The sequence below is a fragment of the Streptomyces sp. NPDC050448 genome (assembly GCF_040655295.1).
GTDB lineage: Bacteria > Actinomycetota > Actinomycetes > Streptomycetales > Streptomycetaceae > Streptomyces.
Map to the genome: position 1 here is coordinate 1 of NZ_JBFAJR010000002.1, position 26,331 is coordinate 26,331.

Sequence of the window (26,331 nt, forward strand, 5' to 3'; positions counted from 1 at the left end):
TCTGGTTCAACGACAGGACCGGACAACCCGTCAAACGATCACTGACTGCCTACGATCACTGACCGCAACCACACCCCTTGGACTCATTCATCTAGGCCGGGCCTCCCGGCGGCGGAACGATGCCCGCACCGAGGGTGACACGGAGGTGCAGCATGGCGACGGCAGCACGACAGGAAGCGACCCGGCCGAAGGGCCAGGAACCTTCCGCCCATGAGTGCGGGGTGTGCCGCGCGTTGGACGCTGACCTGAAGGTGGCCGAAGCGGTCGGGAACCTGGGCGCTGCCGAGTCACTGCGTACCGAGCTGCGCAACCACTCCCGCGACAGGGGTGCGGCATGACCGTTCGAGCCGTCCTCCGCTACGTCCATTACGTGATGCACCGCCACCCGTCGGCGGAGACGACCGCCACGGCACGGTGCCTGAACCCGGACTGCCAGTGGGTAGCCGCCCCGACGGGGAACGCGGACGTGTGCACCTACATGTGCATTGAGCACGCGGGGCGGACGGGACACATGACGTTCCTGCGGGAGTTCTCGGAAGTCGCCGTGGTGGAGCGTGTCCGGTGAGCGGGCGGTCCCGGCTGACGGTCCGCGTACGCAGCGGGGGCTCAGCCGGCCCCGTACTGACCTTCCGGTCCGGTGAGCCCGTGCGCCCGCTGGTACGCGACCCGATCGACGTGGCGCGCTTCCGCCGTGAGGGCTACTGGGACGGATGGGGAGACACGTTCCCGCCCTGTGAATGCCTGCACTGCGAGCTGACTCGCTGGACCCCGGAGACTCCCCGTCCCTGACGGGGGCGGGGCGCACCTGATCGACGGTTCGGGGACCGTCTCCCCGCTGTACGGCGAAGGGATCAGCACCATGATCGAGCGACCCGAATTCGAGTTCGTCAGCACGGCTGCCTGCCGCGACCCCCGCGTGAACAACTGCATGGAGGTGGCCACCAACGTGCCCGGCGTCGTCGCCCTCCGGGAGAGCGCCGCCCCCGGCGTGGTCATCGAGACGACCCCCGAGAAGTGGAACACCTTCGTGGAGGCCGTCCGCGCGGGAGAATACGACCTCGGAGCCTGACCCCTGGAGGCGCACCGTGGAGCCCTGCCCGCACTGTGGCGACGACAGCACCAGCGACCCCGAGAACGGGCTTGTGTGGTGCTTCTCCTGCCGCCGGTTCTACCGGGCCTCCCCGGAGGTCTGCGCGGGGAGTGGGCGACTGGAACGCTTCATGAACACCCGCGCCCCCTACTCGGTGCGCGAACACTGATCAGCCGCCCCGTCCCTCTGTCGCTGCGCGCGTCAGTCGGGCGGGGCGTACCGCTATGGCCTCAGAGCTGTACTCTTTCGCCTTCGATCGAGGTGAACATCGCGTCCGTGCGGTTCGGCAGCCCCGACTCCCGTACGACGCGCACCGCATCGGCCACGTACTCGCCGACCTCTTCGCCGACCCCCAGCGGGGTCACCGAGAACGCGACGATCATGCGGCGTTCGCCGCCTCGCGCCGGGCGCGGGCCGCCATCACGCTGTCGGCTTCCTCGCGCTTCAGCAGCTTCTCGCCGTACAGGCCGCCGAAGGGCACCAGCGAGAGCAGGAAGAACAGGGCGACCTTCTTGAACGGCCACTTGGCCTTGTTCCAGACATCCAGCAGGAAGACCGAGTAGATGAGGAAGAGGATGCCGTGCAGCATGCCCAGCGGCATCTTCAGGTAGTCGATGCCGGTGAGCCAGCTGAGCAGCGTCCCGAAGATCAGCAGAGCCGGGAACGACAGCGCCTCGGGTACGGAGATGAGGCGGAGGCGGTGCAGGGCGGAAGCGGTCTTGATGTCCACGGTGAACCTTCGGGGTGGTGGCCTGGGGTCCGTCCCAGTGTCTCAGCCGCTTTGCGGGATCTTGACCGGGGGTCCGCAGGGGTACGCCGGGGCCCGCGGCCCGCCGCGGGTGTACGAGATGCCGCAGTCGCCGGATATCGGCCACCGGGCCCTGTTCGCCTTCGCCCGCTGCCGATAACGTCATCCCGTGGCTCAGTTCCGACTCCAAGGCAGCAAGGTGCTCGCCGTCGACCTGACCGGGGACGCCGTGAAAGCGAAAAACGGCTCCATGGTCGCGTACGACGGCCAGATGGCCTTCAAGAAGATGACCGGCGGCGGCGAAGGCCTGCGCGGCATGGTGACCCGTCGGCTGACGGGTGAGCAGATGACCGTGATGGAAGTGCAGGGGCACGGCACCTGCTTCTTCGCCGACCGCGCGAGCGAGATCAATCTGGTGAACCTGCGCGGCGACAAGCTGTACGTGGAGTCCAGCAACCTCCTGTGCACCGACGCCGGCCTGCGCACCGGCACCACCTTCACCGGCCTGCGCGGCGGGGCTACGGGCAACGGCCTGTTCACCACCACCGTCGAGGGCTCCGGCCAGGCGGCGATCATGTCCGACGGCCCGGCGGTGGTGCTGCGCGTGAGCGCCCAGTACCCGCTCTCCGTCGACCCGGGGGCGTACATCGCGCACACCGGCAACCTCCAGCAGTCCTTCCAGTCGGGGATCACCTTCCGCACGCTGATCGGCGAGGGTTCCGGGGAGGCGTTCCAGATCCGCTTCGAGGGCGAGGGCCTGGTCTACGTGCAGCCCAGCGAGCGCAACACCATCGGGGGCGACATCTGATGCCGTTCCGCGAGATCAACTCCAAAATGGTCGAGGCCCAGGTGATCCCGGGGCAGAGGATGTACAGCCAGCGCGGCGCGATGCTCGCGTACCGCGGCGAGGTGTCCTTCACCCCGAGCCTGACCGGCGGTCAGGGCGGGGTGATGGGCATGATCGGGCGCCGGGTGGCGAACGAGCAGACCCCTCTGATGGCGGTCGAGGGCAACGGCAGCGTGATGTTCGGCCACGGCGGCCACCACATCCAGGTGATCGGCCTGACCGGCGAGACGCTGTACGTCGAGGCCGACCGGCTGCTCGCCTTCGACGGCACCCTGCAGCAGGGCACGATGTTCATGGGCTCGCAAGGTGGTGTCATGGGCATGGTCCGCGGTCAGGTGACCGGCCAGGGCCTGTTCACCACCACCCTCAAGGGGCACGGCTCGGTCGCCGTGATGGCCCACGGCGGGGTCATCGAACTCCCCATCACCCCGAACCGGCCGGTCCACGTCGACCCGCAGGCGTACGTGGCCCACCACGGGGATGTCAGGAACAAGCTCTCCACCGCGCTCGGCTGGCGGGACATGGTGGGGCGCGGCTCGGGCGAGGCGTTCCAGCTGGAGCTGTCGGGCCAGGGCGCCGTGTACGTGCAGGCCTCGGAGGAGAAGCTGTGAACTTTGGTCCCGTGACCGGTGGGCCGGGCGGCGCCGGCAGTCCAACGGTCCACGACCCGCACACCCTGCCCTCCGACGACAACGTGAACGCGTACACCTTCTGCGTGGAGCTCAAGGGGAGCCAGTGGTTCCTGCAGAAGGGCAAGATGATCGCCTACTACGGGCGCATGGAGTTCAACGGCATCGGCAACGGCCGCTTCGACCGGCTGCTGCGCACGAGTTTCCACTCGCCGCTGCACGCCAGTGACTGGGTGGTGGCCGAGGGGCAGGGCAAGATGCTGCTGGCCGACCGCGCCTTCGACGTGAACTCGTACGACCTGGACAATGGGAACCTGACTATCCGGTCGGGCAACCTGCTGGCCTACCAGCCCTCGCTCGCCCTCAAGCAGTCGATCGTGCCGGGGTTCCTGACCCTGATCGGAACGGGGAAGTTCGTGGCGGCGTCCAACGGGCCGGTGGTGTTCATGGAGCCGCCGCTGCGCGTGGACCCGCAGGCGCTGGTGGGCTGGGCGGACTGCCCGTCCCCCTGCCACCACTACGACCACGGCTACATGTCGGGCGTCATCGGCGGGCTGCGCTCGCTGACCGGCATCGGCGGCAGCTCCGGCGAGGAGCACCAGTTCGAGTTCGTCGGGGCGGGGACGGTGCTGCTGCAGTCGTCGGAGATGCTGATGGCGGAGCACGCGGTCGGGGCGGTCGGCGCCGGCGCGGAGTCGGCGGGCGTGCCCGGGGCCGGGTACGGCGGCGGCCACGGCCAGCAGGGCCCGCTGGGGCAGCTGGGTGTACCGCGGATGCCGGGGCAGCTGGGTGACATCCAGCGGCGCCTCGGACTGTGATCTTCAGCTTCCCCTTCTTTTGTACGTAATTCAACTTCTTAGGTAGAGTTCATTCATGGAGACCATGGAGACCGAGACGGCCACGCGCTGGCTGACCGATTCCGAGCAGTGCACCTGGCGCACCCATCTGGACGTCAGCAGACTGCTGATGCACCAGCTGGAAAAGGATCTCCAGCCCTTCGGACTCACCAACAACGACTACGAGATCCTGGTGAACCTCTCGGAGTCCGAGGACCACCGGATGCGGATGAGCGATCTCGCGACGTCGACGCTGCAGTCCAAGAGCCGGCTGTCCCACCAGATCACCCGCATGGAGACGGCCGGCCTGGTCGTCCGCGTGAACTGCGAGTCCGACCGCCGAGGGCTCTACGCCGTACTGACGGACGAGGGCATGGAGCTCATGCGGAAGGTCGCCCCGCACCACGTGGCGTCCGTCCGCCGGCACTTCATCGACCTGCTGCCGCCCGAGGCCCTGGCGGCGCTGCGCGCCTCGCTGGAGCCGGTCGCGAACCACCTGCGCAACACGCGCGGCAAGGCCTGACACCCGCCGGCCGGCGGGATCTCATGCGGAGCGGACCGAGCGCCCCTAGACTGGCGAGCGCCCGGATTACCCCGATCTTCGAGGGAGTGGCGTCATGGCCAAGCGCGGCAACAAGAAGCGAGCACGCAAGAAGAAGAAGGCGAACCACGGCAAGCGTCCCAACGCCTGACCGTTCCGCCCGCAGTCGCACGAGAGCCGCGCCCCGATCGATCGGGGCGCGGCTCTCGCGTACGGCGTAAGGCGTAAGGCGTTCGGCGTGCGGTGTGCGGCCTCTCAGGCCTCCGTCAGCGTCGCCAGAAGGGTGTCCGCGGCCGCGTACGGGTCCAGCTCGCCGGCCGCGACCCGGGCCGCCAGGGCGTCGAGGTGGGCATCCCCGTGCACGTCCGCCATCCGGGCCCGCAGGGACGTCACCGCGATGGTCTCCACCTCGCGCGCGGCCCGTGCCGTACGGCGCTCGGCCAGCACCCCGCGCTCGTCCATCCACGCCCGGTGCTTCTCCAGGGCCTCGACCAGCTCGTCGATGCCCTGGCCGCGCGCCGCGACCGTCTTGACGATCGGCGGCCGCCAGTCGCCCGCGCCCCGGGACTCCCCCAGGCCCAGCATGTGGTTCAGCTCCCGGGCGGTCGCGTCCGCACCGTCCCGGTCGGCCTTGTTCACCACGTACACGTCGCCGATCTCCAGGATTCCCGCCTTCGCGGCCTGGATCCCGTCGCCCATCCCGGGGGCCAGCAGCACCACCGAGGTGTCGGCCTGCGAGGCGATCTCCACCTCCGACTGCCCGACCCCGACCGTCTCGACCAGGATCACCTCGCAGCCGGCCGCGTCCAGCACCCGGATCGCCTGCGGGGCGGCCCAGGCCAGGCCGCCCAGGTGGCCGCGGGTGGCCATGGATCGGATGTAGACCCCCGGGTCGGAGGCGTGGTCCGACATCCGGACCCGGTCGCCGAGCAGCGCACCGCCCGAGAACGGCGAGGACGGGTCGACGGCGAGGACGCCGACCCGCTTGCCGGCCTTGCGGTACGCGGAGACCAGCGCCGAGGTGGACGTGGACTTGCCGACGCCCGGGGAGCCGGTCAGGCCCACCACGTACGCCCCGCCCGTCAGCGGGGCCAGGGCCGCCATCACCTCGCGCAGCTGCGGGGACGCCCCCTCGACCAGCGAGATCAGCCGGGCCACCGCTCTCGGCCTGCCCTCACGCGCCTGGGCCACCAGCTGGGGGACGTCCACCGTCATACGTGCTGCGCTCCTCGGTTCTCGCTGCGGATACGGATCCGGTTACGGCTACTTCTTCGGGACGCGGACGATCAGGGCGTCGCCCTGGCCGCCGCCGCCGCACAGCGCGGCCGCGCCGACCCCGCCGCCCCGGCGCTTCAGCTCCAGGGCCAGGTGCAGCACCACGCGGGCGCCGGACATGCCGATCGGGTGGCCCAGGGCAATGGCGCCGCCGTTGACGTTCACCCTTTCCGGGGTCACGCCGAGATCCTTCATTGACTGCACGGCGACCGCCGCGAAAGCCTCGTTGATCTCGATGAGGTCCAGGTCGGAGACCTCCAGGCCCTCTTTCTTCAGGGCGTGCAGGATCGCGTTCGACGGCTGCGACTGCAGGGAGTTGTCGGGACCGGCCACATTGCCGTGGGCGCCGATCTCGGCGATCCACTCCAGGCCCAGCTCCTCCGCCTTCGCCTTGCTCATCACGACCACGGCGGCCGCGCCGTCGCTGATCTGGGAGGAGGTGCCGGCGGTGATCGTGCCGTCCTTCGCGAAGGCCGGGCGCAGCTTGCCGAGGGACTCGACCGTGGTCTGCGGGCGGATGCCCTCGTCCTGGGAGAAGACGACCGGGTCGCCCTTGCGCTGCGGGATCTCGACCGGGGTGATCTCGGCCTCGAAGGCGCCGTTCTTCTGCGCGGCGGCGGCCCGCTGGTGCGAGGCGGCGGCGAACTCGTCCTGCGGGGCGCGCTCGATGCCCAGGCGGGTGTTGTGCTTCTCGGTGGACTCGCCCATCGCGATGTTCTCGAAGGCGTCGGTGAGGCCGTCGTGGGCCATCGCGTCCAGCATCTCGATCGCACCGTACTTGAAGCCCTCTCGAGACTTCGGCAGCAGGTGAGGGGCGTTGGTCATGGACTCCTGGCCGCCGGCGACCACGATGTCGAACTCGCCGGCGCGGATGAGCTGGTCCGCCAGCGCGATCGCGTCGAGGCCGGAAAGGCACACCTTGTTGATGGTGAGCGCGGGCACGTTCATCGGGATGCCGGCCTTGACGGCGGCCTGGCGGGCGGGGATCTGACCCGCGCCGGCCTGCAGCACCTGGCCCATGATCACGTACTGCACCTGGTCACCGGCGATGCCGGCCCGGTCCAGCGCGGACTTGATGGCGAAGCCGCCGAGGTCGGCGCCCGAGAAGGACTTCAGCGAGCCGAGCAGCCGCCCCATGGGCGTGCGGGCCCCGGCGACGATCACTGACGTGGTGTTGTTCGTTCCGGACATGGAGCACAGCCCCTTGAAGATGAGGAGTGAACGAGGGTTTACCTGAATGTACTGAGCAGTACCCGCGCCGTCACCCAGCAGTCGGTGTGATCGCTGGCACGTTGCGTGACCACCCTCCTCAGCGGTGCACTGGTCCCATGCTGACAAGAATCGACCACATCGGGATCGCCTGCTTCGACCTGGACAAGACCGTCGAGTTCTACCGTGCCACGTACGGCTTCGAGGTGTTCCACTCCGAGGTCAACGAGGAGCAGGGCGTGCGCGAGGCCATGCTCAAGATCAACGAGACCTCCGACGGCGGCGCCTCCTACCTCCAGCTCCTCGAGCCCACGCGCGAGGACTCAGCGGTGGGCAAGTGGCTGGCCAAGAACGGCGAGGGCGTGCACCACATCGCCTTCGGCACCGAGGACGTCCAGGGCGACTCCGAGGCCATCCGCGGCAAGGGCGTCCGGGTCCTCTACGACCAGCCCCGCACGGGCTCGATGGGCTCCTCGATCACCTTCCTCCACCCCAAGGACTGCCACGGAGTCCTCACCGAACTGGTCACCTCCAACCCCGGTCATTGATGGACCACTGATGGCCCGATTCCCCGGCCGGTAGAGTGGCCATGGCTCGGCCGGGGTTCGGTGCGGAGACGGGGGTCGGGGCCTGTGACCCCTGCCCCGGTATCTGACACCATTCCCCGGGGGCGTCGTTCAGCGGGCGAGCGATGCTCAATTGGGAGTGAGCTTGCGACCAGGGGACGGATGGGACCGCGCTGTGCGGGGCTACGAAAGCCAGGAGAGCCATCAGGCTGAAGCCGACCATCTCTCGCGCTTCGAAGCCGAGATGGAGCGGCTGAAGAAGGAGCGCGGGAAGGCCGTCCAGCACGCCGAAGACCTCGGTTACCAGGTCGAGGTGCTGCGCGCCAAGCTCCACGAGGTACGCCGCAATCTGGCGTCCCGGCCCGCCTACGACGGTGCGGACATGGGCTACCAGGCGGAGCAGCTGCTCCGTAATGCCCAGATCCAGGCCGACCAGATGCGCTCGGACGCCGAGCGCGAGCTGCGTGACGCCCGGGCGCAGACCCAGCGCATCCTCCAGGAGCACGCCGAGCACCAGGCGCGCCTCCAGGCCGAGCTGCACGCCGAGGCCGTCAACCGCCGCCAGCGGCTGGACCAGGAGCTCAACGAGCGCCGCCAGACCGTCGAGGCGCACGTCAACGAGAACGTCGCCTGGGCCGAGCAGCTGCGCGCCCGTACGGAGTCCCAGGCCCGCCGGCTCATGGACGAGTCCCGCGCCGAGGCCGAGCAGGCCCTGAACGCCGCGCGCGCCGAGGCCGCCCGTGTCGCCGAGGAGACCCGCCGCCGGCTGGCCGCCGACGCCGAGGCCGCCCGTGCGGAGACCGAGGCGACCCTGCTGCGGGCGCGCAAGGAGGCCGAGCGGCTGCTGACCGCCGCCTCCGCGCAGGCCCAGGAGGCCACCGAGCACGCCGAGCGGCTGCGTACGAGCACCACCGCCGAGGCCGAGCAGACCCGGCAGCAGACCCTCGACCTCGGCCGATTGGCCGAGCAGCGGGTCCAGGAGGCCGACGGCGCCCTGCGCACCGCGCGCGCCGAGGCCGAGAAGCTCCTCGCGGAGGCCAAGGAGAGCTCCGCCCGGCAGCTCGCCTCGGCGGAGTCCGTCAACGAGCAGCGCACCCGCACCGCGAAGGAGCAGGTGGCGCGGCTGGTCGGCGAGGCCACCAAGGAGGCCGAGGTCCTCAAGGCCGAGGCCGAGCAGACCCTCGCCGACGCCCGCGCCGGCGTCGAGCGGCTGCGCGCGGAGGCCGCGGAGCAGGCCCGCGCGGCGGCGGCCGAGGACACGGCCGCCCAGCTGGCGAAGGCCGCCCGCACGGCGGAGGACGTCCTGAACAAGGCCTCGGAGGACGCGCGGGCCACCACCCGCGCCGCGTCCGAGGAGGCCGAGCGGATCCGCCGCGAGGCCGAGTCCGAGGCGGAGCGGCTGCGCGCCCAGGCGGCGACCACGGCCGCCGAGCTCAAGGGTGCGGCGAAGGACGACACCGAGGAGTACCGGGCCCGGACCGTCGAACTCCAGGAGGAGGCCCGGCGGCTGCGCGGCGAGGCCGAGCAGCTGCGCGCCGAGGCCGTCGCCGAGGGCGAGCGGATCCGCGGAGAGGCCCGCCGCGAGGCGGTCCAGCAGATCGAGGAGGCGGCCCGGACCGCCGAGGAACTCCTCGGCAAGGCCAAGTCGGACGCGGACGAGCTGCGCGGCGGGGCAAGGGCCGAGAGCGAGCGGGTCCGCGCCGAGGCCGTCGAGCGGGCCACCACGCTGCGCAGGCAGGCCGAGGAGACCCTCGAGCGGGCCCGCGACGAGGCGGAGCGGCTGCGCGGCGAGGCCGATGAGCAGGCGGAGGCCGTGCGGGCCGAGGCCGACGCGGCGGCCCGTGCGCGGCGCGAGGAGACCGAGCAGGCCCTCGCGGCGAAGCGGGCGGAGGCCGAGGGGGAGCTCGTACGCCTGCACGCGGAGGCCGAGAGCCGGCTGGGCACGGCCGAGCAGACGCTGCGCGACGCCCGCGGGGCGGCGGAGAGCATCCGCCGGGAGACCACCGAGGAGGCCGACCGGCTGCGCGCCGAGTCGGCGGAGCGGATCCGCAGCCTCCAGGCACAGTCGGAGGCCGAGGCCGAGCGGCTGCGCACGGACGCGGCGCAGGACGCCGGGCGGGTGCGCGCGGAGGCCGAGCAGGTCGCCGTACGGCTGCGCAGCGAGGCGGAGTCCGAGGCGGAGCGGGTGCGCTCCGAGGCGCAGGAGACCGCGGACCGGCTGCGTGCGGAGGCGAAGGCCGCCGCCGAGCGGGTCGCCGCGGAGGCGGCCGAGGCGCTGGCCGCCGCGCAGGAGGAGGCCGCCCGGCGCCGCCGGGAGTCCGAGGAGACGCTGGCGTCGGCCCGGACGGACGCGGACAGCGAGCGGGCGCAGGCCCGCGAGCAGAGCGAGGAGCTGCTGGCCGCGGCCCGCAAGCGCTCCGAGGAGGCGCAGGCCGAGGCGGCCCGCCTGACCGAGGAGGCGGAGCGGCGCGCCGCGGAGCTGGTGTCGGCGGCGGAGGCCACCGCCCAGCAGGTACGGGACTCCGTGGCCGGTCTGCACGAGCAGGCCGAGGAGGAGATCAGCGGGCTGCGCAGCGCCGCCGAGCACGCGGCGCAGCGGACGAAGACGGAGGCCGAGGAGGAGGCTTCGCGCGTCCGCGCGGACGCCTACGCCGAGCGCGAGCGGGCCACCGAGGACGCCAACCGGATCCGCACCGAGGCGCGTTCCGAGACGGACGCGGCGAAGGCGCTGGCCGAGCGCACGGTCGGCGATGCGATCGCCGAGGCGGAGCAGCTGCGCGGCGACACCGCGGAGTACGCGCAGCGGGTGCGTACGGAGGCGACGGACGCGCTGGCCGCGGCCGAGCGCGACGCGGCCCGTACCCGGGCCGATGCCCGTGACGACGCGAACCGGATCCGCGGCGAGGCGGCGGAGTCCCTGGAGTCCTCGCGCGCCGAGGGCAGCCGGATCGTCGCCGAGGCGACGGCTGAGGCCGAACGGCTCACCGAGGAGACACTGGCGGCGAACGCGGCGACGGTCGGCGAGGCCACCGCGGAGGCGGAGCGGATCACCGCCGAGGCGGACGAGATCGCCGACGCCACCCGCACGGAGGCGGCGGGCACGCTGGACGAGGCCCGTGCGGAGGCCAACCGGCTGCGCACGGAGGCCGCGGAGCAGGCGGACCGGCTCGTCACCGAGGCCGTGTCCGAGACGGAGCGGCTCACGGAGGAGACGCGCGCCGCGAACGAGGCCGCGGTCGGCGAGGCGACGGCGAAGGCCGAGCGGCTCACCCGGCAGGCGGCCGACATGCTGGCCGCGGCCGAGCGGGACGCGGCACGGGTCCTGGTCGACGCCCGCAACGAGGGCGACCGGCTGGTCGACGAGACGCGTGCGGCCAACGAGGCCACGGTCGGCGAGGCCGCGGCGGAGGCCGAGCGGCTGCGGACGGAGGCGGCGCGGACGCTGGACGACGCCCGTGCGGAGGGCGGCCGGATCATCGGCGAGGCCACCGCGGAGGCCGACCGGGTCACGGTTGCGGCGAACGAGACGCTGGCGAGCGCCGAGCGGGAGTCCGAGCAGACGCTCGACGAGGCGCGCGCGGAGGCGGGCCGGCTGCGCGGCGAGGCCGCGGAGCAGGCGGACCGGCTCATCACCGAGGCCGCGGCGGAGGCGGACAAGCTCACCGAGCAGACCCGCAAGGACAACGAGCGCACGGTCGGCGAGGCCCAGGCCGAGGCCGAACGGCTGCGTGCGGAGGCCTCGGAGGCACTGGCCTCGGCGCAGGAGCACGCGACCCGTACCCGGTCGGAGGCCGAGCGCTTCAAGGCCGAGACGGCGACCGAGGCGGAGCGCACCCGTACGGAGGCCCGTGCGGAGTCGGAGCGGCTGCTGGACGAGGCCCGCGAGGAGGCCAACAGGCGGCGCAGCGAGGCTGCGGAGCAGGTGGACCGGCTCATCACCGAGGCGGCGGCGGAGGCGGACAAGCTCACCGCCGATGCCAAGGCGCAGGCCCTGGCCGCCACGACGGCGGCCGAGGAGCAGGCCGACGCAATGGTCGACGGGGCGCGCAAGGAGGCCGCGCGGATCTCCTCGGAGGCGACGGTCGAGGGCAACTCCCTGGTGGAGAAGGCCCGTACGGACGCGAACGAGCTGCTGGTCGGCGCGCGTACGGACGCCGCTGCCATAAGGGAGCGGGCGGAGGAGCTGCGCTCCCGGGTCGAGGGCGAGGTCGAGGAGCTGCACGAGCGGGCCCGCCGGGAGTCGGCCGAGCAGATGAAGTCGGCCGGCGAGCGCGTGGACAAGCTGGTCCGGGCGGCGACCGAGCAGAGCGTCGAGGCCGAGGCGAAGGCCAAGGCGCTGGTGTCGGACGCGAGCAGCGAGGCGAGCAAGGTCCGCATCGCGGCGGTGCGCAAGGCGGAGGCGCTGCTCAAGGAGGCCGAGCAGAAGAAGGCCGAGGTGACCCGGGAGGCCGAGAAGGCCCTCACGCAGGCGAAGGCGGAGGCGGAGCGACTGGTCGACGAGGGGCGCCGTGAGCTGGAGGTCCTGGTGCGCAGGCGCGAGGACATTCAGGCGGAGATCTCCCGTGTCCAGGACGTTCTTGAGGCGTTGGAATCATTCGAGGCGCCTTCGGGTGGCGGAAAGCCCGTGGTCGGCGGCCAGGGCGCGGGGGGCGTGAAGGCCGGGGCTGCTGCCGGTTCCACTCGTTCGGGTGGCAAGACGTCGGAGGGCTAGTCAGCGCGCGCGAGATGTGTGTTCCTGATGAAGGTTCATCCGAACGAGTGACAAGCATTCTGCCGCCTTGCCACTCAAAAGGGGTGTCATTGTCCAGATCAATCGCGGATTGACTCGAAGACACGCCGCTCCGGCGCCTAGGATTCCCCTAACACCTCACGTAGCACCTCATCGGTCTCATTCGACAGGAACCCCATGAGCGACACTTCCTCCCCCTTCGGCTTCGAGCTCGTGCGGCGTGGTTACGACCGCGGTCAGGTGGACGACCGCATTACCAAGCTGGTCTCCGACCGCGACAGCGCCCTTGGACGTATCAACTCTCTGGAAAAGCGGATCGAGGAGCTACACCTCGAGACGCAGAACGCCCAGGCCCAGGTGAGCGACGCCGAGCCGTCGTACGCCGGCCTCGGCGCCCGGGTCGAGAAGATCCTGCGCCTGGCCGAGGAGGAGGCGAAGGACCTGCGCGAGGAGGCCCGTCGCGCGGCCGAGCAGCACCGTGAGCTCGCCGAGTCGGCTGCCCAGCAGGTGCGCAACGACGCCGAGTCGTTCGCCGCCGACCGCAAGTCGAAGGCGGAGGACGAGGGCGTCCGCATCGTCGAGAAGGCCAAGGGCGACGCTTCCACCCTGCGCGCCGAGGCCCAGAAGGACGCCGCCTCCAAGCGCGAGGAGGCCGACGCCCTGTTCGAGGAGACCCGCGCGAAGGCCGCACAGGCCGCCGCGGACTTCGAGACGAACCTGGCCAAGCGCCGCGAGCAGTCCGAGCGCGACCTGGCCTCGCGTCAGGCCAAGGCCGAGAAGCGCCTCGCGGAGATCGAGCACCGCGCCGAGCAGCTGCGCCTGGAGGCCGAGAAGCTGCGTACGGACGCCGAACGCCGCGCCCGCCAGACCGTGGAGACCGCGCAGCGCCAGGCCGAGGACATCGTCGCCGACGCCAACGCGAAGGCGGACCGTATCCGCAGCGAGTCCGAGCGCGAGCTCGCGGCCCTCACCAACCGCCGCGACTCCATCAACGCCCAGCTCACCAACGTCCGCGAGATGCTGGCCACGCTGACCGGTGCGGCCGTCGCCGCCGCCGGTTCCCCGATCGACGACGAGCCGGTCACCCGCGGCGTTCCGGCGCAGCAGAGCCGCTAGTACGTCCGGCAGTTCAGCGGTGGTCGACCCGTCGGCCCGCCGCCGTCTACACGCCGGTGGACAAATGTCCTGCCCGAGGGCCCTATGTCACCTTCTTGAGGTGGCGTGGGGCCCTCGGGCGTTCTAGCGTAAGCCGCATGATCGAGCTTGAGGGCCTTACCAAACGATTCGGCGCGAAGACCGCCGTGGACCACCTCAGCTTCCAGGTCAGCCCAGGGGTGGTGACCGGCTTCCTCGGCCCGAACGGGGCGGGGAAGTCCACGACCATGCGCATGATGCTCGACCTCGACAACCCGACCAGCGGGACGGTCCGGATCGACGGGAAGCACTACCGGGACCTGCCGGAGCCGCTGAAGCACATCGGGGCGCTGCTGGACGCGAAAGCCATGAACGGCGGCCGCAGCGCATACAACAACCTTCTCTGCCTTGCCCAGTCGAACCGGATCCCGCAGAGCCGGGTCGCCGAGGTATTGGATCTTGTCGGGCTGACGCCCGTGGCGAAGAAGAAGTCGAAAGGATTTTCGCTGGGCATGGGCCAGCGGCTGGGAATCGCCTCTGCGCTGCTGGGCGACCCGGAGATCCTCATGTTCGACGAACCCGTCAATGGTCTGGACCCGGAGGGAATTCTCTGGATCCGCAATCTGATGAAGGGTCTGGCGGCAGAGGGGAGGACGATCTTCGTCTCCTCTCACCTGATGAGCGAAATGGCGCTGACCGCAGACCATTTGATCGTTATCGGCCAGGGAAAGCTGCTGGCCGACATGTCCATGGCTGATTTCATTCACCGGAACTCGCGCAGTTACGTCCGGCTGCGCTCGCCGCAGCAGGAGCGGCTCAAGGACGTCCTGCACGAAGCCGGGATCGACGCCATCAGCGTCCCGGCCACCGGCACGCTGGAGATCGACGGGGTCGCCGCGGAGCAGCTCGGCGAGCTGGCCGCCCAGCACCAGATCGTGCTGCACGAACTCAGCCCGCAACGGGCTTCACTGGAGGAAGCGTTCATGCGCATGACGGCGGACTCCATCGAGTACCACGCCCACGCCCCGGGGGGCCCGGGCACGCTGCCCGGCCCCGGCCCGGCCGCCGACGCGGCATCGCTCAGCCATCAGGCCCAGCCGGCCGACGCCCCCGCGTGGGGCGCCGGCTACGAGGCGACGCGCAAGGGCGGGCAGTGACCATGTCCTCCTTCTCCGCCGTTCTCCGGTCCGAGTGGACCAAGATCCGTACGGTCGCCTCCACCACCTGGACCCTGGTCGCAGCGCTGGTGGTCACGGTCGGCGTCAGCGCCGGCCTGTGCGCCGTCTTCAGCGCCACCTTCAAGGACATGCCGCAGGAGCAGCAGCTCACCTTCGACCCGACCCTGGCCAGCTTCGCCGGCATGACGCTCGGCCAACTCGCCATGATCGTCTTCGGTGTGCTGGTGGTCGGCACCGAGTACAGCTCGGGCATGATCCGCACCTCGCTGGCCGCCGTACCGCGCCGCGCGAGCTTCCTGGCCGGCAAGTTCATCGTGGCCACCGGCCTCGCCCTGATCGTGGGCCTCGTCACCAGCTTCCTGTCCTTCTTCCTCGGACAGGCCATCCTGGGCGACCGCAGCATCGGCATCGACGAGCCGCACGTCCTGCGCGCCGTGATCGGCGCCGGCCTCTACATGACCATGATCGCCCTGTTCTCGATGGGCGTGGCCACGATCCTGCGCAGCTCGATGCTGTCGCTCGGCATCCTGATGCCGTTCTTCTTCCTGGTCTCGACGATCCTCGGGGCGGTCAGCGCCACCCGGAAGGTCGCCCGGTACTTCCCGGACCAGGCGGGCTCCAAGATCATGCAGGTGGTCCCGGGCGCGATGGACAGCAGCGAGACCCCCTACGGGCCGTGGGGCGGCTTCGGGATCATGGCGCTGTGGGTCCTGGCCGCCGTGCTCGGGGGCTACCTGGTCCTCAGGAAGCGCGACGCCTGACGGACAGGACGAGCGGACGTCCGTCCTGCGACGGACGTCCCGCGTACTACGGGTCATCCCCGGGTCGGCCTCAGGGGCAGCTCAGGGATCCGGGCGGGGGTGGAACCGTAGGCGACTCGATATCCTCTTAACCCTTACGCGGACGAAAGCCGTCCGGGCCTGGCAAGGGGCAGAGCAATGATCGAGGCTGTCGGCCTGACCAAGCGCTACGGCGCCAAGACCGCCGTCGACCAGCTGTCCTTCCAGGTCAGGCCGGGTCATGTGACGGGATTCCTGGGGCCGAACGGCTCCGGGAAGTCCACCACCATGCGCATGATCCTCGGCCTGGACCGGCCCACGGCCGGCCGCGTGACGATCAACGGCCTGCCCTTCCGGCAGCTGCCGAACGCCCAGCGGCACGTCGGTGCCCTGCTCGACGCCAAGGCCGTGCACGGCGGCCGCCGGGCCCGCAAGCACCTGCTCTCCGTCGCCCAGCTCTCCGGCATCCCCGAGAAGCGGGTGGACGAGGTGCTGGCCGTGGTCGGCCTCCAGGACGTCGCCGGGCAGCGTACGAAGGGCTTCTCGCTCGGCATGGGCCAGCGGCTCGGCATCGCCGCCGCCCTCCTCGGCGACCCCCAGGTGCTGCTCTTCGACGAGCCGGTCAACGGGCTCGACCCCGAGGGCATCCTCTGGGTCCGCACCCTCATGCGCCAGCTCGCCGCCGAGGGCCGCACCGTGTTCGTCTCCTCACACCTGATGAGCGAGATGGCGCTGACCGCCGACCACCTGATCGTGATCGGCCGGGGGCGGCTGCTGGCCGACATGGGCACCCAGGAGTTCATCGCGCACAACTCGGCCGGATTCGCGCGGGTACGCGCGGCCGCCGGGGGTCCCCCCGGACGAAGTCTGGGGGACGATCACGATGGCCGGGATGCACTGGGTGCGGCCCTGACCAAGGCGGGCGGCCGGGTGCTCCAGGAGCCCGACGGGGCACTGCGCGTGACCGGCCTGGAGCTGCCCCGCATCTCCGACGTCGCGCACGAGGCCGGCGTAAGGCTGTGGGAGCTGTCCCCGCACCGGGCCTCGCTCGAGGAGGCCTACATGCGGATGACCCAGCCCTCCGTGGAGTACACCTCCACCGACGACCCGCGCGCCGAGCTGTGGGAACCGGAGCCGCTGAGCGTCCCCGCCTGGGAGGACGAGCTCCCGGCGCCGGAGGTGCCGCAGACCGGCTTCTTCGCTCCCCCGCCGCCCGGGGCGGGCGGGCAGCCCTTCCTGATGCCCAGCAGCCCCGGCGAGCTGGCCGGCACCGCCCAGAACACCCCGACGGACACCCGCAAGGACACCCGATGACCGGCCCCACGAGCACCGCGGACCAGCCGAAGAGCTACAGCTCGCCACTGCCGACGCCCCGGCCGCACCTCGGGCACGCCGTCGCCTCGGAGTGGACGAAGATGGTCTCGGTGCGCTCCACCGTGTGGACGCTCGGCTCGCTGGTGCTGCTCGTCGTCGGCATCGGCCTGCTCGCCGTCTTCGAGACCCGCTCCGCCGACTACCAGGACGTGCCGCTCACGGCGCCCGCGCTGTTCGGGCTGCTGGTGGGCCAGGTCTCCGTGATGGTGCTCGGCGTTCTGACGATCACCTCCGAGTACGGCACCGGGATGATCCGTACGACGCTCACCGCAGCCCCCGACCGGGCCCGGGTGCTGACCGCGAAGTACCTCGTCTTCGCCGCGGTCGCCTTCCTGACCGTCGCCGGTTCCGTCGCGTTGGTCGGGCTGGCCTCCGCGATCCTGCGGGGCGGCCCGGGCGCCGGGCGGCACGGCGGCGGCGAATGGGCCCACGCGCTGACCGGCTGCCTGTACGTCTCCCTGCTCGGGGTCCTCGGCCTGGCGATCGGTGCGATGCTGCGGCACTCCGCCGGGGCGATCGCCGTGATGCTGGGGCTGGTCACGCTGCCGCCGGTGATAGGGGGGATGCTCGGCATGTGGGACACGATGGCCCCGCTCGGCCGGGCCGTGCTCCGGTACAACGCCCCGGTCGCCCTCATGCAGTTGTTCGGCCTGCCGGACGCCGACACCGGGAACGTGCCGGGCAACGCGGTGCAGCTGCTGCTGCTCCTGCTGGTGACGGGCGCCGCGGTGGCGGGGTCGTACGCGGTGGTCGGCCGCCGCGACGTCTGAGCCGCGGCCCCTGGCAGACGGCCCGGGCCCGGCCCTGATCCGCCGGACACCCCTCCCCTAGTACTTGGGAGCGTTCCTGGACCGCTGCACCCGCGAGGTGCGGCGGTCCTTCGCGTTCCAGCAGGCCTTGTGCCAGTGCCGCCGGTCGTCCACGCCGCCGTACTCCGGCCAGGCCACCAGGTGCGGGGTGCCGGAGGGGATCTCCTGGTCGCAGCCCGGGCAGCGGTAGCGCTTGCCCGCCGCGCTCGCGCCCGCGACGTGCCGGACCTTCCACTCCTCGCCCTGGTACTCCTCGGTGTGCTCCAGCCCGAACCGGTCCAGGCCCCCCGGACCGGACCCCGAGCCGGGTTCCGGACGGTCGGCTGGATTCCCGCCGCCCCTGGGGCGGTTGTGGCGCGGTGACACGTATACCTCACGGATGGGCGGACGGAAGTGGCTTTCTCCCAGACTACGCGCAGCGAGGCCGGGTACCCGCAGGGTGGCTGCACAGAGGCGGATTGACGACGTCGCCGACGCCGACGGCGCCGCCCATTGGCCTGACTATCCCAATAACTTCCGTGTCAGGCCGTGCCTTTGGCACGTGTCGGACGTTGTTGCCATCAGATGAACCGGTCCACCTGGGGGAGGCCGCGTCAGCCACGAGGAGGGCAAAGGCGATGCGTGTAGGAGCGTTTGTACTGGCGGCCCAGTTCCCGGGCCAGGGGCAGGGGGAGGCTCTGCACCGGGCGGTGCGGACGGCTGAGGTGGCCGAGGAGGCCGGGCTCGACTCGGTCTGGCTCGCCGAGCACCATTTCGTCCCGTACGGGGTCTGCCCGTCGGCGGTGACCCTGGCGGCGCTGCTGCTGGGGCGGACCCGGCGGCTGCGGGTGGGCACGGCGGTGAGCGTGCTGCCGAGCACGCACCCGGTGGCCCTCGGGGAGCAGGCGGCGCTGCTGCACCTGACCTCGGGCGGCCGGTTCATCCTGGGGGTGGGCCGGGGCGGGCCGTGGGTGGACCTGGAGGTGTTCGGCGGCGGCCTGGACGCCTACGAGAAGGAGTTCCCGGAGGGCCTGGACCTGCTGCGGCGCTGGCTCACCGAGCCGCGGGTGGCGGCCGCCGGCGAGCGGTACGGCTTCCGCGAAGTGGCCGTCGTACCGCGCCCGTCGGAGGCGCTGGACGGAGACGGATCAGGGCCGGAAGTGATCGTCGCCTGCACCTCGCCCGCGTCGGTACGGCTGGCCGCGGAGCGGGGGGTGCCGATGCTGCTGGGCATGCACTGCGGGGACGAGGACAAGGCGGCCATGGTAGCGCTGTACCGGCGTACGGCCGCGGCGGCGGGCCACCATCCGGACGCCCCGCACGTGTCGGCGGGCGTGTGCCAGCTGGCGGACCGTACGGTGGACGCCCGCGAGAGCCTGATGAAGTCGATGCCGGGGTGGCTGAGGCAGGGGCTGGACGCCCACGTGACGGTGGACGGCAGGGCGCGCACGATGCGGGACCCCTTCGCCTACACCGAGCTGCTCTGCGATCTGCACCCGGTGGGCACCCCGCGGCTCGCGGCGGACCGGCTGGCGGCCACGTCCGAGCGGACGGGGATCACCCGGTTCGCCCTGGTGACGGAGGGGTCCGGGGATCTCGCCGCGACGGAGGAGAACGTACGGCGCCTCGGCGCCGAGGTCCTGCCCCGTCTCGGCTGAGGCTGCCGCTCCGGTATCAATGGCACCTCCCGCGATACGGAGCGGCAGCGAAGTACGGTCGTGCGGGTCGGGCATGTCGGGCAGGTTCGTGCTGGTCGTACGGTCAGCAGTCCCGGAGCTCGGGCGACTGGTTGAGCAGCTGGCCGCGGATCGAAGTGAACTTGGCCAGCCGGTCGTCCGAGGAAGGGTCCAGCGGGAACGCGGCCACACGGTGGCAATTCTGGAATGCCAGGCGCACCCCGAAGTGCCGCTGCAGCGCACCACGTATCGCGTCACTCGCGAGAGCGCGCAGCAGCTGGCCACGCGCCTGCTCGTCGGGCGGCGGCGTCTGGTTGTCGGCGAACTCTCCGCCGTCCACCTTCAGCTGTGCCACGAGCGAGCTGATCATCTCCCATGCGTAGGGCAGGGAGGTCCGGACGCAGTCGACGAAAGCGGCTTCGTCGACCTCGCCTCGCTCGGCCTGTTCGAGTAGGGCCGGTGAGACGTCGAGCGACATGGGTTCTCCTCTCGCGACCCCGGCCGTTTGGGTTGCCGGAGTCTTACGGGCAGGGAAGGAGGCCGCGACGCAGAGTGCACGCTCCGCAACCTCCCGCTCACCACGGTAGGCGCCCCATGGGTGCCGCACCAGGAGAATGCGCATACAACGCGCCATCCGCGAAGGGGGCTTTCGGGGGCGAATCGCGTGGAGGGCCGTCGGTCGAGTAGCGTTGCCGACCATGCGTCTCGTCATTGCCCGCTGCTCCGTCGACTACGCGGGCCGGCTCACCGCCCATCTGCCCTCGGCACCCCGTCTGATCCTCGTGAAGGCCGACGGCAGTGTCTCGATCCACGCGGACGACCGGGCGTACAAACCGCTCAACTGGATGTCGCCCCCCTGCACCCTCAAGGAGGGGAGTGGGGATGACGCCGGCGTCTGGACGGTCGTCAACAAGGCGGGCGAGAAGCTCATCATCACCATGGAGGAAGTCCTCCACGACTCCTCCCACGAGCTGGGCATCGACCCGGGTCTGATCAAGGACGGCGTCGAGGCACACCTGCAGGAACTGCTGGCCGACCGGATCGAAACGCTGGGCGAGGGCTACACGCTGATCCGGCGCGAGTACATGACGGCGATCGGCCCGGTGGACATCCTGTGCCGGGACGCCTCCGGCGCGACGGTGGCGGTGGAGATCAAGCGCCGCGGCGAGATCGACGGCGTCGAGCAGCTGACCCGCTACCTGGAACTCCTGAACCGGGATCCGCACCTGGCGCCGGTGCGGGGCGTCTTCGCCGCCCAGGAGATCAAGCCCCAGGCCCGCGTCCTGGCGACGGACCGCGGCATGGACTGCGTGATCCTGGACTACAACGCCCTCCGCGGCATCGAGGACGACAAACTCCGCCTCTTCTGACGCACCCGCCCCCGGATCCCCGGCGCAATCGCCGGCGGGGCCGGGTGTGCTCCGGGGCCGGGATACGACCGGCCGGACGGTCACCACAACGGGCGGCCTCGGCGGTGGGCCTGGGGCTACGTGCTCGACGGGCTGCCGACCGGGCCCGCCGGGGTGGTCGGCGTGGTCGTGGATGCCGAGGGCGTGGGGTCCGTGGACGGCGTCGGCTTCGGGCTCGTGCTCGGCGGATTCGACGGGGGCGTCGGCCCCGTCGATGACGGCGTCCGCGGCGGCGGCGTCGGGGACGTCGCCGGCTTGCGCGACGGGGTGCGGGGCGACCGGTTCGGGTCCGGGCTGAGGCCCGGTTCCGGGGAGGCCGGCCCGGAGGCATCCGGGGCAGACGTCCCCGGAGCCGGTGCAGGATCGTTCCCGCCCGTCCCCGGCACGCCCGCCGCCCCCTGCGTCGGCGTCGACGACACCGCCGGGCCGCTCCCGCCCGCCGGGGTCTCGGGGTCCGAGCCCGTCATCGTCAGGCCCACCACCGTGCCCAGCACCACCACCGTCAGCGCTCCCGCCGCCGCCAGCAGCACCGGCTTCCGGCGCGGCTGCGCGGCCGGCACGGGCGCGGGCACGACCGGCGCGGCCACCGCCGGCTTCGGGCTGAGGGGGAAGGCCTCCTCGAACACCTCCGACAGCGTGGTCGGCGCCTCCGTCCGCCCGATCACCGGCACGACGGGTGCCACCGGGGCCATCGAAGGCACCGGCACCGTCTTCGCCACCATCGGCACCGCCGCCGTCACCGCTTCGGACGCCGGCGCAGCCACCGGCGGCTCCAGCCGCAGCGGCGGCGACACCTCCACCCCTGCCTTCTCGCGGTCCGTGACCAGCGCGAGCGCCCGCCGCCCGGCCACGGTGCCCCGCTTGTCGGCGAGCGCGCCCCTCAGGCCGATCGACGCCTCCAGCTCGGCCCGCGCCCGGTCCAACCGCCCCTCGCACAGCGCGAGCACGCCGAGCTCGTGGTGGAAGTACGCCTGCTCCGCGACCTCTCCCGCCTTCCGCGCGGCCTCGGCCCCGGAGCGCAGCACCCGCTCCCACGCCTCCCAGTGCCGCGAGGCCGCGAACGCCGGCGCCGCGGTCCGGGCCAGCAGTACGGCGGCCACCACGTCGGCGCCTCCCAGTGCCGCCAGCACCGCGTCCGCCTCCGCCGCGACCCGCTCCGGGGTCACCGAGGCGTGTCCGGTCCACCAGGCGTAGTGGCGGGCGGCCGTACGGGCCTCCTCCGCCGCGGTGTCCCCGAACCCGGCCTCCTCCAGCTGCCGCGCAACCCCGGCGGCCAGCCGGTAGCGCGTGCCGACCGGGGTGAGCAGGCCGCAGCCCAGCAGTTCCGCGACCGCCGCGTCGGCGTGGGTGTCCCCCACGAGCGCCGGCAGGTGGGCGTGGTGCGGCATCTCCCCGCCCAGCGCGCACGCGATCCGCAGAGCCGCCCGCGCCGACTCGCTGACGCGGGAGGCCAGCAGCTCGGCGGGGGCCGCGCCCTCGGCCAGCGTCGGCAGCGCCACGAACGCGGGGTCGCGCGGCCGCTCCTCGAAGACCCCGGGCTCCTCGTCGTCCTCGGCGGAGGACAGGTTGCGCTCGTCGCGCTGGCGCAGCAGTGCGGCGGCCTGGACGAAGCGCAGCGGCAGCCCCTCGGACGCGAACCGCAGGTCTCCCGCCCAGGCGGTCTCCTCCTCGGTCAACGGCCGTCCGATACCCGCCTCCAGCAGCTCCATGCAGTCGGCCCGGCCGAGGCCTCCGAGGAAGACCTCCTCCAGGTGCGAGTCGTCGGAGGGGGCACGGGTGTCGGGGGTGGCGGCCAGCAGATAGGCGCACTCGGGGGTGGCGTGCAGCAGTTCGTCGAGGGCGGTGCCGCCCATCTCCAGGTCGTCGAGGAGCACGATGGCGCCGATGTCCCGTACGCGGGCGAGGAGTTGGGTCCGTTCGGGGCGCTCCTGCGAGGCCTCGTACACGGCGGCGTACAGCGCGTGCAGGAGCTCGCCCGGCTGCTGGTGCCCGTACCCGCTGAGCCGTACGACGCCGTCGGGCGCCAGGCCCGTGCAGTCGGCGCCGACCGCGTCGAGCAGGGCGCTGCGGCCGGACCCGGCAGGTCCGGTCAGTCGTATGGACCGGCCGCGGCCCAGCAGCCGTACGAGCCGCTCCCGCTCCTCCGCCCGCGCGAGCAGCGGCGGGGCCGGGGCGGCGGGGCCGGGCAGGACGGGCGGCCGGGCGGCGGCCTCCCGGGCGCTGCGGGCGGCCGCGTCGCGCTTGGCGGGGGCGCTGCCGCCGGTGCCGGGCCGGCGCGGCTCGATCTCGCTGCCGTCGACGGGGTTCACGGTCAGGGTGAAGTCCCCCGCGGTGAGCGTGACGATCCGCGCGACGGGGGCGGGGGCGGCCGATGCGGGCGCCGGTGCCGGTGCCGCGGACGCCGTCGCGGGAGGCACGGGTGCCGTCGCGGGCTGCTCCACCGGTTCGGGCTGCCCCTGCGTGCGGTCCATGACCATGTCCCCCGATCGCGCCCTGCGCCGTCGCCGTCGTACCGTCCGGCCTTCGCACATTCCGCTGTCGCTACGGGTCCGGTTTCCGCCCGAACCCTAGACGGTGCCCGGTCGTGCGGGAAACCGCAGGGGTGTCATCACCACCGGACCGTTACGTTTCCGCAGGAAACGTAAACGGCGGACCGCGTCACACCCGCGGGAGGGATTCCGCTTCCAGGCCGCCCTCGATGGCGAGGATGCGGTGCAGCCGGGTGGCGACGAGGAGCCGCTGCATCTGCGGCGGCACTCCGCGCAGGACGAGGCGGCGGCCGGTCCGGCCGGCCCGCCGGTGGGCGCCCATGATCACGCCGAGCCCGGTCGCGTCCCAGGAGTCGAGCCCGGTGAGGTCCAGTACGAGATCGCCGTGGCCGTCGTCGAGGGCGGCGTGGAGGGCCGTACGGGCGTCCGCCGCGCTGCGCACGTCGAGGCGGCCCCCGACAGCGAGTTCGGCGTGGTCGCCCCTGATGTGCATATGCGCTCCCGGCAGTCCTGGGTACGTAGGGATCCGACTGGTCCGTGGTCGGCAACTCTCACTGCAACTGACTGCCGTGCGGGCAGGGAAGTTGCCGACCGTGAGCGAACCGATACCTAATTCACCCGTGCGGGTGCAGATATTCGAACTGGCGCCCAGTACTTCTGCGCCCGGGCGGTCCGGCGGCTCAGTGCTTGTAGAAGCCCTGCCCGCTCTTGCGGCCGATGTCACCGGCGTCCACCATGCGGCGCATGAGCTCCGGCGGCGCGAACTTCTCGTCCTGGGACTCGGTGTAGATGTTGCTGGTGGCGTGCAGCAGGATGTCGACGCCGGTGAGGTCGGCGGTGGCCAGCGGCCCCATGGCGTGGCCGAAGCCCAGCTTGCAGGCGATGTCGATGTCCTCGGCGGAGGCCACGCCCGATTCGTACAGCTTCGCGGCTTCGACGACCAGGGCGGAGATCAGACGGGTCGTCACGAAGCCGGCGACGTCGCGGTTGACGACGATGCAGGTCTTGCCGACGGACTCGGCGAACGCCCGGGTGGCCGCGAGGGTCTCGTCGCTCGTCTTGTAGCCGCGGACGAGCTCGCAGAGCTGCATCATCGGGACGGGCGAGAAGAAGTGCGCGCCGACGACCCGCTCCGGACGCTCCGTCACGGCAGCGATCTTGGTGATCGGGATGGCGGAGGTGTTGGACGCGAGGATCGCGTCGTCCCGTACGAGCTTGTCGAGCGTGCGGAAGATCTCGTGCTTGACCTCGAGCTTCTCGAAGACGGCCTCGACGACGATGTCGACGTCGGCGACCGCGTCGAGGTCGGTGGTCGTCTTGATGCGGGCGAGCGCGGCCTCGGCGTCCTCGGCCGTCATCTTGCCCTTGGAGACGAACTTGTCGTACGAGGCCTTGATCCCGTCGGTACCACGGGTCAGCGCGGCCTCGGTGACATCACGCAGTACGACGTCCCACCCCGCCTGAGCGGAGACCTGAGCGATTCCGGAACCCATCAGTCCGGCACCGATGACGGCGAGCTTCCCAGCCACTGCACACCCCTAGTTTTCGTAGCCTCTCCGGCGGAGACTAGCGCTCGCGAGGGGTCGTGTGACCGCGAAGTAACACGCGTCACGTCTCAACTGACGGACATCACACCGGTACGGCCCAGCCCCTTGGCCCAGCCGTCCAGTTCACCCGTCTTCCGCATCGGCGTACGCCTGCTCCAGCTCCCGGATACGGGCCATTTCCCGCTCGGCGGCCGCGAGGTCCCCGAGTTCCAGCGCCATGGCGGCCCGGCCCGCGAGGTAGTGGAGGTCCTCCCGGGCTCCCGTGCCGGCCTCCAGGCGAGCACCGAACCGCCTGGAGATCCCCTCCAGGCGGAACCGGACCCAGCCCACGTCGTGCAGGTTCAGCTCCCCCGGCGGGAGTTCCGCCCGCAGCAGGTCCTTCGCATAGTCCCAGACCAGGGCGTCCCGTTCGGCGGGCCGCGGCTCCCACGGGCAGGGCGGCTCCCCGGCCCCGGGCTCGGCCCGGCCGCGCAGGAAGGAGCGCTGGCGCCGGGCTGCTCCCAGGTCCCCGGCGGCCACCGCCGCGCGCCCCGCCGCGGCGGCCTCGGCCAGTTCGCGGCGCACCTGCGGATCGGAGTGCCGCGCTGCGAGGTGGCCCGCCAGGGCATCGACCTCCCAGGCCGCTTCGGCCCGCCGCCAGATGTCGTACATGTCGGTCACTGCCCTACCCCGCTCTCCGGCCCGGCCCGGTCCGGCGAGGACGCTACCCGGGGCCCGGGCGGCCTCGCCCGGAATTTCCCCGGCGGGCCCGTCTACGCTGGCCGCATGGTGAACCTCACGCGCATCTACACCCGCACCGGCGACAAGGGCACGACCGCCCTCGGCGACATGAGCCGCACGGCCAAGACCGATCTGCGGATCTCCGCCTACGCCGACGCCAACGAGGCCAACGCGGCCATCGGCACGGCGATCGCCCTCGGCGGCCTGCCGGCGGATGTCGTGAAGATCCTGGTACGCGTGCAGAACGACCTGTTCGACGTCGGCGCCGACCTGTGCACCCCGGTCGTCGAGAACCCCGAGTACCCGCCGCTGCGCGTCGAGCAGTTCTACGTGGACAAGCTCGAGGCGGACTGCGACCACTTCAACGAGCAGCTGGAGAAGCTGCGCAGCTTCATCCTCCCCGGCGGCACTCCCGGAGCGGCCCTGCTGCACCAGGCCTGCACGGTGGTCCGGCGCGCCGAGCGCTCCACCTGGGCGGCGCTGGAGGTGCACGGCGAGGTGATGAACCCGCTGACCGCGACCTACCTGAACCGCCTCTCCGACCTCCTGTTCATTTTGGCCCGTACGGCCAACAAGGAGCTCGGCGACGTCCTCTGGGTACCGGGCGGCGAGCGCTGAGCACCACCACACCCCCACCGGGGGTCCGGGGGTCGCCCCCGGGCCGGCACAGCATTTTGGCCCGTACGGCCAACAAGGAGCTCGGCGACGTCCTCTGGGTACCGGGCGGCGAGCGCTGAGCACCACCACACCCCCACCGGGGGTCCGGG

General features: G+C 71.9%; 25 protein-coding genes and 1 pseudogene. 16 read left to right on the plus strand and 10 right to left on the minus strand.

What is annotated here, in order from left to right; translation table 11 throughout:
- Positions 1–334 precede the first annotated feature (334 nt).
- Together AB0I68_RS02750 and AB0I68_RS02755 are read left to right on the plus strand one after the other, a co-directional pair.
- Positions 335–565 (plus strand): hypothetical protein, encoded by a 231-nt coding sequence (locus tag AB0I68_RS02750; RefSeq protein ID WP_363175382.1) that lies wholly within the window; start codon positions 335–337, stop codon positions 563–565.
- Between the two features lie 294 nt (positions 566–859).
- A complete protein-coding gene (locus tag AB0I68_RS02755) occupies positions 860–1,069 on the plus strand; it encodes a DUF397 domain-containing protein (protein ID WP_363175383.1) in 210 nt (69 codons plus the stop codon).
- Between the two features lie 266 nt (positions 1,070–1,335).
- Here the strand turns inward: AB0I68_RS02755 and AB0I68_RS02760 are convergent.
- Both AB0I68_RS02760 and AB0I68_RS02765 read right to left on the minus strand, forming a co-directional pair.
- Positions 1,336–1,473 (minus strand): annotated as a pseudogene (locus AB0I68_RS02760) (thiamine-binding protein); the annotation flags it as partial.
- Positions 1,470–1,820, minus strand: a complete 351-nt coding sequence (locus AB0I68_RS02765; protein ID WP_363175384.1) for a DUF3817 domain-containing protein — start codon at positions 1,818–1,820, stop codon at positions 1,470–1,472. The gene AB0I68_RS02765 and the pseudogene AB0I68_RS02760, both read right to left, overlap by 4 nt.
- Positions 1,821–2,007: 187 nt before the next feature.
- On the opposite strand from AB0I68_RS02765, the gene AB0I68_RS02770 reads away from it, so the two are divergent.
- The 4 genes from AB0I68_RS02770 to AB0I68_RS02785 all read left to right on the plus strand — a co-directional run bounded on the left by AB0I68_RS02770 (position 2,008) and on the right by AB0I68_RS02785 (position 4,673).
- Positions 2,008–2,646, plus strand: coding sequence for an AIM24 family protein (locus AB0I68_RS02770; protein ID WP_363175385.1), 639 nt, complete (start codon positions 2,008–2,010; stop codon positions 2,644–2,646).
- Positions 2,646–3,296 (plus strand): AIM24 family protein, encoded by a 651-nt coding sequence (locus tag AB0I68_RS02775; RefSeq protein ID WP_363175386.1) that lies wholly within the window; start codon positions 2,646–2,648, stop codon positions 3,294–3,296. Before AB0I68_RS02770 ends, AB0I68_RS02775 begins: the two co-directional genes overlap by 1 nt.
- Positions 3,297–3,307: 11 nt before the next feature.
- Positions 3,308–4,132 carry an AIM24 family protein gene (locus AB0I68_RS02780; RefSeq protein ID WP_363175727.1) on the plus strand — a complete coding sequence of 275 codons (825 nt, stop codon included), beginning with the start codon at positions 3,308–3,310 and terminating at the stop codon, positions 4,130–4,132.
- A 64-nt stretch (positions 4,133–4,196) separates the two neighbouring features.
- Entirely contained in the window at positions 4,197–4,673 is a 477-nt protein-coding gene (locus AB0I68_RS02785; RefSeq protein ID WP_363175728.1) for a MarR family transcriptional regulator, read from the plus strand.
- A gap of 273 nt (positions 4,674–4,946) precedes the next feature.
- On the opposite strand, the gene meaB is transcribed toward AB0I68_RS02785, so the two are convergent.
- Both meaB and AB0I68_RS02795 read right to left on the minus strand, forming a co-directional pair.
- Positions 4,947–5,906, minus strand: coding sequence for a methylmalonyl Co-A mutase-associated GTPase MeaB (gene meaB / locus AB0I68_RS02790; protein ID WP_363175387.1), 960 nt, complete (start codon positions 5,904–5,906; stop codon positions 4,947–4,949).
- Positions 5,907–5,954: 48 nt separating this feature from the next.
- Positions 5,955–7,157, minus strand: coding sequence for an acetyl-CoA C-acetyltransferase (locus AB0I68_RS02795; RefSeq protein ID WP_363175388.1), 1,203 nt, complete (start codon positions 7,155–7,157; stop codon positions 5,955–5,957).
- Positions 7,158–7,294: 137 nt separating this feature from the next.
- Here AB0I68_RS02795 and mce point away from each other — a divergent pair, with 137 nt between their 5' ends.
- The 7 genes from mce to AB0I68_RS02830 all read left to right on the plus strand — a co-directional run bounded on the left by mce (position 7,295) and on the right by AB0I68_RS02830 (position 17,705).
- On the plus strand, positions 7,295–7,723 hold the full coding sequence (gene mce / locus AB0I68_RS02800) for a methylmalonyl-CoA epimerase (RefSeq protein ID WP_363175389.1): 429 nt from the start codon (positions 7,295–7,297) through the stop codon (positions 7,721–7,723).
- A 193-nt stretch (positions 7,724–7,916) separates the two neighbouring features.
- Positions 7,917–12,452, plus strand: a complete 4,536-nt coding sequence (scy, locus tag AB0I68_RS02805) for a polarized growth protein Scy (protein WP_363175390.1) — start codon at positions 7,917–7,919, stop codon at positions 12,450–12,452.
- Positions 12,453–12,647: 195 nt separating this feature from the next.
- Positions 12,648–13,586 (plus strand): cellulose-binding protein, encoded by a 939-nt coding sequence (locus tag AB0I68_RS02810; RefSeq protein ID WP_352214401.1) that lies wholly within the window; start codon positions 12,648–12,650, stop codon positions 13,584–13,586.
- A 137-nt stretch (positions 13,587–13,723) separates the two neighbouring features.
- Entirely contained in the window at positions 13,724–14,761 is a 1,038-nt protein-coding gene (locus AB0I68_RS02815) for an ABC transporter ATP-binding protein (protein ID WP_363175391.1), read from the plus strand.
- A gap of 2 nt (positions 14,762–14,763) precedes the next feature.
- The gene (locus AB0I68_RS02820) at positions 14,764–15,543 is read left to right on the plus strand and encodes an ABC transporter permease subunit (protein WP_363175729.1); all 780 of its coding nucleotides are present in this window, start codon (positions 14,764–14,766) and stop codon (positions 15,541–15,543) included.
- A 177-nt stretch (positions 15,544–15,720) separates the two neighbouring features.
- On the plus strand, positions 15,721–16,875 hold the full coding sequence (locus tag AB0I68_RS02825) for an ABC transporter ATP-binding protein (protein ID WP_363175392.1): 1,155 nt from the start codon (positions 15,721–15,723) through the stop codon (positions 16,873–16,875).
- Positions 16,872–17,705: an ABC transporter permease gene (locus tag AB0I68_RS02830; protein WP_363175393.1), complete on the plus strand. Its 834-nt coding sequence runs from the start codon at positions 16,872–16,874 to the stop codon at positions 17,703–17,705. Before AB0I68_RS02825 ends, AB0I68_RS02830 begins: the two co-directional genes overlap by 4 nt.
- Before the next feature lie 57 nt (positions 17,706–17,762).
- Here the strand turns inward: AB0I68_RS02830 and AB0I68_RS02835 are convergent, their stop codons facing one another.
- Positions 17,763–18,110, minus strand: coding sequence for an ATP/GTP-binding protein (locus AB0I68_RS02835; RefSeq protein WP_363175394.1), 348 nt, complete (start codon positions 18,108–18,110; stop codon positions 17,763–17,765).
- 251 nt (positions 18,111–18,361) lie between these two features.
- On the opposite strand from AB0I68_RS02835, the gene AB0I68_RS02840 reads away from it, so the two are divergent.
- Entirely contained in the window at positions 18,362–19,381 is a 1,020-nt protein-coding gene (locus AB0I68_RS02840; protein ID WP_363175395.1) for an LLM class flavin-dependent oxidoreductase, read from the plus strand.
- 103 nt (positions 19,382–19,484) lie between these two features.
- Here AB0I68_RS02840 and AB0I68_RS02845 read toward each other — a convergent pair whose 3' ends face one another.
- A complete protein-coding gene (locus tag AB0I68_RS02845) occupies positions 19,485–19,877 on the minus strand; it encodes an SCO5389 family protein (RefSeq protein ID WP_363175396.1) in 393 nt (130 codons plus the stop codon).
- Between the two features lie 220 nt (positions 19,878–20,097).
- Here AB0I68_RS02845 and nucS point away from each other — a divergent pair, with 220 nt between their 5' ends.
- Positions 20,098–20,769: an endonuclease NucS gene (gene nucS / locus AB0I68_RS02850; protein WP_363175397.1), complete on the plus strand. Its 672-nt coding sequence runs from the start codon at positions 20,098–20,100 to the stop codon at positions 20,767–20,769.
- 116 nt (positions 20,770–20,885) lie between these two features.
- On the opposite strand, the gene AB0I68_RS02855 is transcribed toward nucS, so the two are convergent.
- The 4 genes from AB0I68_RS02855 to AB0I68_RS02870 all read right to left on the minus strand — a co-directional run bounded on the left by AB0I68_RS02855 (position 20,886) and on the right by AB0I68_RS02870 (position 25,504).
- Complete coding sequence (locus tag AB0I68_RS02855; RefSeq protein WP_363175398.1) at positions 20,886–23,279, minus strand: ATP-binding protein; 2,394 nt, start codon at positions 23,277–23,279, stop codon at positions 20,886–20,888.
- A 187-nt stretch (positions 23,280–23,466) separates the two neighbouring features.
- Positions 23,467–23,790: an STAS domain-containing protein gene (locus AB0I68_RS02860; RefSeq protein ID WP_133896866.1), complete on the minus strand. Its 324-nt coding sequence runs from the start codon at positions 23,788–23,790 to the stop codon at positions 23,467–23,469.
- 187 nt (positions 23,791–23,977) lie between these two features.
- A complete protein-coding gene (locus AB0I68_RS02865; protein ID WP_363175399.1) occupies positions 23,978–24,826 on the minus strand; it encodes a 3-hydroxyacyl-CoA dehydrogenase family protein in 849 nt (282 codons plus the stop codon).
- 141 nt (positions 24,827–24,967) lie between these two features.
- Entirely contained in the window at positions 24,968–25,504 is a 537-nt protein-coding gene (locus AB0I68_RS02870; RefSeq protein WP_363175400.1) for a hypothetical protein, read from the minus strand.
- Positions 25,505–25,609: 105 nt separating this feature from the next.
- Between AB0I68_RS02870 and AB0I68_RS02875 the strand changes: the two genes are divergently transcribed.
- Complete coding sequence (locus tag AB0I68_RS02875) at positions 25,610–26,182, plus strand: cob(I)yrinic acid a,c-diamide adenosyltransferase (protein WP_363175401.1); 573 nt, start codon at positions 25,610–25,612, stop codon at positions 26,180–26,182.
- Positions 26,183–26,331: the final 149 nt, after the last annotated feature.

Bases quoted from the DNA above. Each gene is read 5' to 3' on its own strand.
- AB0I68_RS02750 (WP_363175382.1), top strand. From the start codon at position 335: ATGACCGTTCGAGCCGTCCTCCGCTACGTCCATTACGTGATGCACCGC.
- AB0I68_RS02795 (WP_363175388.1), bottom strand. From the start codon at position 7,157: ATGTCCGGAACGAACAACACCACGTCAGTGATCGTCGCCGGGGCCCGC.
- AB0I68_RS02840 (WP_363175395.1), top strand. From the start codon at position 18,362: ATGCGTGTAGGAGCGTTTGTACTGGCGGCCCAGTTCCCGGGCCAGGGG.
- AB0I68_RS02785 (WP_363175728.1), top strand. From the start codon at position 4,197: ATGGAGACCGAGACGGCCACGCGCTGGCTGACCGATTCCGAGCAGTGC.
- AB0I68_RS02825 (WP_363175392.1), top strand. From the start codon at position 15,721: ATGATCGAGGCTGTCGGCCTGACCAAGCGCTACGGCGCCAAGACCGCC.
- AB0I68_RS02815 (WP_363175391.1), top strand. From the start codon at position 13,724: ATGATCGAGCTTGAGGGCCTTACCAAACGATTCGGCGCGAAGACCGCC.
- meaB (WP_363175387.1), bottom strand. From the start codon at position 5,906: ATGACGGTGGACGTCCCCCAGCTGGTGGCCCAGGCGCGTGAGGGCAGG.
- AB0I68_RS02820 (WP_363175729.1), top strand. From the start codon at position 14,764: ATGTCCTCCTTCTCCGCCGTTCTCCGGTCCGAGTGGACCAAGATCCGT.
- AB0I68_RS02875 (WP_363175401.1), top strand. From the start codon at position 25,610: ATGGTGAACCTCACGCGCATCTACACCCGCACCGGCGACAAGGGCACG.
- AB0I68_RS02775 (WP_363175386.1), top strand. From the start codon at position 2,646: ATGCCGTTCCGCGAGATCAACTCCAAAATGGTCGAGGCCCAGGTGATC.
- AB0I68_RS02855 (WP_363175398.1), bottom strand. From the start codon at position 23,279: ATGGACCGCACGCAGGGGCAGCCCGAACCGGTGGAGCAGCCCGCGACG.
- mce (WP_363175389.1), top strand. From the start codon at position 7,295: ATGCTGACAAGAATCGACCACATCGGGATCGCCTGCTTCGACCTGGAC.
- AB0I68_RS02845 (WP_363175396.1), bottom strand. From the start codon at position 19,877: ATGTCGCTCGACGTCTCACCGGCCCTACTCGAACAGGCCGAGCGAGGC.
- AB0I68_RS02830 (WP_363175393.1), top strand. From the start codon at position 16,872: ATGACCGGCCCCACGAGCACCGCGGACCAGCCGAAGAGCTACAGCTCG.
- AB0I68_RS02755 (WP_363175383.1), top strand. From the start codon at position 860: ATGATCGAGCGACCCGAATTCGAGTTCGTCAGCACGGCTGCCTGCCGC.
- nucS (WP_363175397.1), top strand. From the start codon at position 20,098: ATGCGTCTCGTCATTGCCCGCTGCTCCGTCGACTACGCGGGCCGGCTC.
- AB0I68_RS02860 (WP_133896866.1), bottom strand. From the start codon at position 23,790: ATGCACATCAGGGGCGACCACGCCGAACTCGCTGTCGGGGGCCGCCTC.
- AB0I68_RS02810 (WP_352214401.1), top strand. From the start codon at position 12,648: ATGAGCGACACTTCCTCCCCCTTCGGCTTCGAGCTCGTGCGGCGTGGT.